The organism is Streptoalloteichus tenebrarius (assembly GCF_024171885.1).
Classification (GTDB): domain Bacteria; phylum Actinomycetota; class Actinomycetes; order Mycobacteriales; family Pseudonocardiaceae; genus Streptoalloteichus; species Streptoalloteichus tenebrarius.
Window position 1 is genome coordinate 1 of record NZ_JAMTCP010000087.1, and the last position, 4,403, is coordinate 4,403.

Consider the following 4,403-nt stretch of genomic DNA (forward strand, 5'->3'; position numbering starts at 1 on the left):
CCAGGTCCGTGACGATGGCGTAGAACCGCTGGTCGATCCACTCCTGAGGGGCGTCGCGCAGGGGTGCGCGCTCGGTCTGGGTGAGGGGCCGGAAGATGCCAGGTCCGAGTACACCCCCAGAGCGAACACACCGTGAGCTCCCCCGCACCGCCCCTACCGGAGGGCCGCGACGTCTACGTCTACTTCGACAACGACATCAAAGTCCATGCCCCATTCGACGCCATCAACCTCGCCCACCGCCTCGGCATCGACGGCTCAAGCTGACAATCGACCGAACTCCTCAAAAGCAGCGACCAGATCACCACGCATGGGGTCATCAGCCGGAAGCCCGGAAAGCTCGCGCGACATGAAGTTCTCCACAGCTCCCCTAATCGCGCCAATAAACTCGACAGTCTCCGACTCGTCTATCTTCTTGCGACCAGCAGTCGTCACGACGCGGTTCTTACGCAGAGCGAAAGACAGCGAGAACGACGAATCGGCACCAACAAAGGCAAACGAGCCTCCGCCGCGTCGCAACAGCCCTCGGAGGCCGTCCAAGAGATCTGAGACCGCGACGAAGACCATCATCCCCTGGTCTGGCACATGCCCCTTCGACGACAGGCGACCGAGACCACCGATCACCTCGATGTCCCCGAGGTCATACCCGCCAGGCGGGTCCTGACCCGGCCAGCGCGACACCAAAAGCTCCATCGCTAAGCACTCTTTTCGTGTGGAAAGATTTGATCACTTGATCTCCGTGGCTGACATGAAATTACGCCAAAGCTCGCACTGCTTCAATCAACCATCTTCCCCGACACGCGCTTCGAGAGCAGTCAAGATCAACGTTGTGAGCCTCAGTGCCGCGTCCCAGTCCGCCTGCCCAACATCCGGAAACTCCGCTCGAACCGACTCCGGCACCTCCACGCCTTCCGCCGCGTTCAGCAGGTCCGCCGCAGGAATACCGACCGACCTGAGGCCCAGGCGCCTGACACGAGAGCCGTCTCGCGAGACCTCTTCGCAAACACCGATCCGCTCGACACAACTCTGGTTGTCTTCGGTCTGCGACCCATAGTCCAGAAGGCTCCTCACGAAGGCGGAGTCCAGGTCCTCAACGCGAGACCCCACTTGACGTGAGATCGCGATGAGCGAAGCGATAAAGCTTTCCTTGGCGGACGGCACGGTCACCTCAGTTTCACCACAATCTTGACTACCCGCTTGTTGAACTCTTCTAGCTTGTCTGCCGGAATGGCATACCGCCCAGGCTCATTGTTCGGCTTGATCTCGAACTGCTTCAGCCACTCTCGCGTGCCCGGCTTGGCATAGATCTCGTAATAGTGCGTGTAGTTCTGACGCTTCCCCAGGGTCCGCGGATCCACCACGCCCTTGTCCGCGATCCACTTCTCGTTGTTGTGGTGTGGCGCCGGCTTCGGGGTGAGCTTTCCACCGGCATCCTTGATGGAGTCACCCTCTGCCTTGCTACCATACCTCTCGAAGATCTCCTCGCTGCACTTCTTCTTACGAGCGAGACCGAGCGGATCAGCCCATTCAATCGGGTTACCAACATACTCGTGGGGATTGTTGCCGCCCAGGAGGCCGATCGGATCGTTGCTGCCATAACGACCCGCGATCGGATCGTAGTACCGGAAGTAGTTGTAGTTCAGACCGGTTTCAGGGTCGTGGTACTGCCCTGGGAACCGCAGCGGGCAGTATGCCGCACTGCGCGGACCGGGCAGGAACGCCCCCCAGAGGGTGGTGCGGTGGTGCCAGGCCAGGTTGCCGGCCGGGTCGACCAGCTCGGTGGGAGTGCCGACCAGGTCGGTGACGATCGCGTAGAACCGCTGGTCGATCCACTCCTGCGGGGCGTCACGCAGGGGCGAGCGCTCGGTCTGGGTGAGGGGCCGGAAATCAGCCGTTCCCTCCGCCAATCTCTAGTAGAACGCATCAATCAGGTCGTCAACAGCTTCGACGATCACAGATCGACGATCCTTAGCACCAACAGACGTGTCAACGCGCAGCTTGAGGGACTCCAATTTCTCCCGGACAGACACGTCTTCGTTTTCCATCAGCTCAACGTTTCGATCCGTCACCAGGTGGAAGTAGTCTCGCAAGATGGAGGCGAGCTCCCGATCCTCCACTTGTGCGGACGACGGTCGCCAAGAATTTGTCAAAAAAAGCTCAGGACGTTCGAGGAGCCAGCCGGCGAGTACACCCTCCGCTACGATCACGTCTACGTTATGAGCAATGCGGAAACGATGACATTCCCCAACCCCCAGGCCTCCACCCCTCAGGCAGATCAAAAAGTTTCCATCTTCCGACACCCAGCGCTCTCGCGTACGCCGGAGGACAAAGTTCTTTCGATCAACCAGACGGAGGGACACGGGCTTCGGGGACACGTCGAGCACATGCGTCAAATCGTGATCAACGTTCATCTGGGGAATGTTGAACCAAAAGCTCGTCAGTGCGGATGTTGCCGGCTCAAACCGGATCTCGTCGTTCTCGGGCTTGTACCAGTCCCCACTTCCGACTGTTTCAAGCTGATGATCTTCGTGCCCGCTACCGCTCACATAGGGGGCGACAATGAGATCTAGAGTACAAAGCCCCAGCTTTGGAATCCATGGAAGGATCTCACCGTCCACAGTCTCGGCATCTACCCCGCTCGCAAGCTCAATTACCATAGTAACCTCAGAGAGAGACTTGTGTCGCTTTCGCCAGGAAGCCACGCGCCCGCGGCAGGAATCTCCACGTTCACGATCATATCGTGCGTGACAGGCATACCAGGATCATCTGGGAAACCACCGATGATCGGTGCACCACTCTTCCCACGGGGGCCAGGCGGGCCGTAACTCGTCAGAAGCTGACCAAGCCCGGCTCCAGGACCTCCGGTCACTACGATGTCCTCACCCTTGGGAAAAATGAGCCGCCCCGCGCGGGTCAGAGACTCCGTCGGTCCGACGCTTCTGGCGACAATGTTAGCCCGAAGGGATCTGGCCCGTAAGCAGAATTGAGAACACCACGGGGGATTTCGCCCGCCGAGGAGACCGATCGGACATTACTGCTGTAGCGGCTGGCGGCGGTGTCGTAGTAGCGGAGGTAGTCGTAGCGGACACCCGTCTTCTGCCCGCGAAGTGGACACACCGTCGACTCACCCACCACAGCGATCCGAAGGGAGATGTCTACTTCTACTTCGACAACGACCCGCCCAACACGAGGACGTCGACAGGATCCGCGGCCGCCGGAATGGTGAGCCCGCCGAATCTTCACAGCAGGGGCAGATGGGTTTTCGTCAGCTCGGACCTCCAGATCGATTCGAGCTATTTGGACGTGTCCCGCAACCACCGACCTCACAGCCGAAGATCCTACGAGATCAACGCCTTCGCCGCCCTGAATCCGGGCGCAAACGAGGATCTAACAGTACGAAGATGTCCCAACCAGCACGGAGCCTCGATGAAGGCGCCGCGAGCTCATAGGCAACGAGCGAGCCTTCCATGCGCTTGCGACCTTGTCTACCCTTTCGTCACAGGTAGCCGCTTCTTCTTTTTGGGCAAGACTAAACATCGCTTCTCACATCAATGGGAGGATTGAGCAGAAAGGTCAACCGATCTCCCCCGTCATACTCAGCGAGATCATAGCCGACGAAGCTCTCATCCAACCCCAGCGAGTCTACACCAAAAATATAGCCCGGCCCCTCGAGAATTTCATCGAAGTTCCGAACCGCATCCACGAGAGTTGTCAGCACCGGGGGAGAGTCGAACGCCTTGAGCAGGACGGCCCACTCGTGTCTACCCAGAGGGCAGGACGCGGCGTATGCAAGCACCTCTTCCTCGCTGTACTCGGGCAGCAGAATCATCGCGTGCGACAGGTCGTTCCACGCGAGTCGAGTACCGGAACGAGACCACGGCAGTCGCATCAGCAGCCCATTAAGCCTCGACGCAACCGCAATCTCTAGAAGTCTTCTACTCACGCTTCCCGCAATCTCGTTAGAAATCAATTTAGTTCAAAGATTCGAGGATCGCCATATAGTCATCATAGGTGGCCGAAGGAACCATGTTGGCACCATACCACCAACTCGGCCTCTTCCGCCCCCCAGTGTGGTCCCACCAGTTGACATGCACACCCTTGTTCTCATCCCAGTCAATCCTCCACCCCTGCTTGCCATCCGGAGTCATCTTTCCGGAAACAAATCCTGCCCACGGGCCGAGCTTCTGGACATGGTCGACAGTTTCTCCTTCCATCCTTGACCAACGGACAGCAGCCTCACGCGCATCATCAATACTCGCGAACTTCTCCTTATTCTCTTCCCCCGGCTTGAAGTGCTTCGGGCGGCAAGGCGTGAGGCCGAGGGGGTCGAGCCAGGCGGTGGGGTTGGGGACGTAGGTGTGGGGGTTCGGGCCGCCGGCTAGGTCGAGCGGGTCGGGGGTGGTGTA

5 protein-coding genes and 2 pseudogenes are annotated in these 4,403 nt (G+C 59.3%); 1 reads left to right on the forward strand and 6 read right to left on the reverse strand.

Annotated elements, in window-relative coordinates:
* Positions 1 to 162 precede the first annotated feature (162 nt).
* Positions 163 to 264: pseudogene (locus LX15_RS31920) on the forward strand (DUF72 domain-containing protein); the annotation flags it as partial.
* Here LX15_RS31920 and LX15_RS31925 read toward each other — a convergent pair.
* The 6 genes and pseudogenes from LX15_RS31925 to LX15_RS31950 all read right to left on the reverse strand — a co-directional run.
* On the reverse strand, positions 256 to 690 hold the full coding sequence (locus tag LX15_RS31925; protein ID WP_253674886.1) for a hypothetical protein: 435 nt from the start codon (positions 688 to 690) through the stop codon (positions 256 to 258). The pseudogene LX15_RS31920 and the gene LX15_RS31925 overlap by 9 nt on opposite strands.
* 87 nt (positions 691 to 777) lie before the next feature.
* Positions 778 to 1,164, reverse strand: a complete 387-nt coding sequence (locus LX15_RS31930; protein ID WP_253674887.1) for a hypothetical protein — start codon at positions 1,162 to 1,164, stop codon at positions 778 to 780.
* Positions 1,161 to 1,904 carry an RHS repeat domain-containing protein gene (locus LX15_RS33405; RefSeq protein ID WP_308213551.1) on the reverse strand — a complete coding sequence of 248 codons (744 nt, stop codon included), beginning with the start codon at positions 1,902 to 1,904 and terminating at the stop codon, positions 1,161 to 1,163. The genes LX15_RS31930 and LX15_RS33405 overlap by 4 nt, the downstream gene beginning before the upstream one ends.
* Before the next feature lie 3 nt (positions 1,905 to 1,907).
* Complete coding sequence (locus LX15_RS31940) at positions 1,908 to 2,654, reverse strand: hypothetical protein (protein ID WP_253674888.1); 747 nt, start codon at positions 2,652 to 2,654, stop codon at positions 1,908 to 1,910.
* Positions 2,655 to 3,526: 872 nt separating this feature from the next.
* A complete protein-coding gene (locus tag LX15_RS31945; protein ID WP_253674889.1) occupies positions 3,527 to 3,826 on the reverse strand; it encodes a hypothetical protein in 300 nt (99 codons plus the stop codon).
* 142 nt (positions 3,827 to 3,968) lie between these two features.
* Positions 3,969 to 4,403, reverse strand: a pseudogene (locus LX15_RS31950) (type IV secretion protein Rhs); the annotation flags it as partial.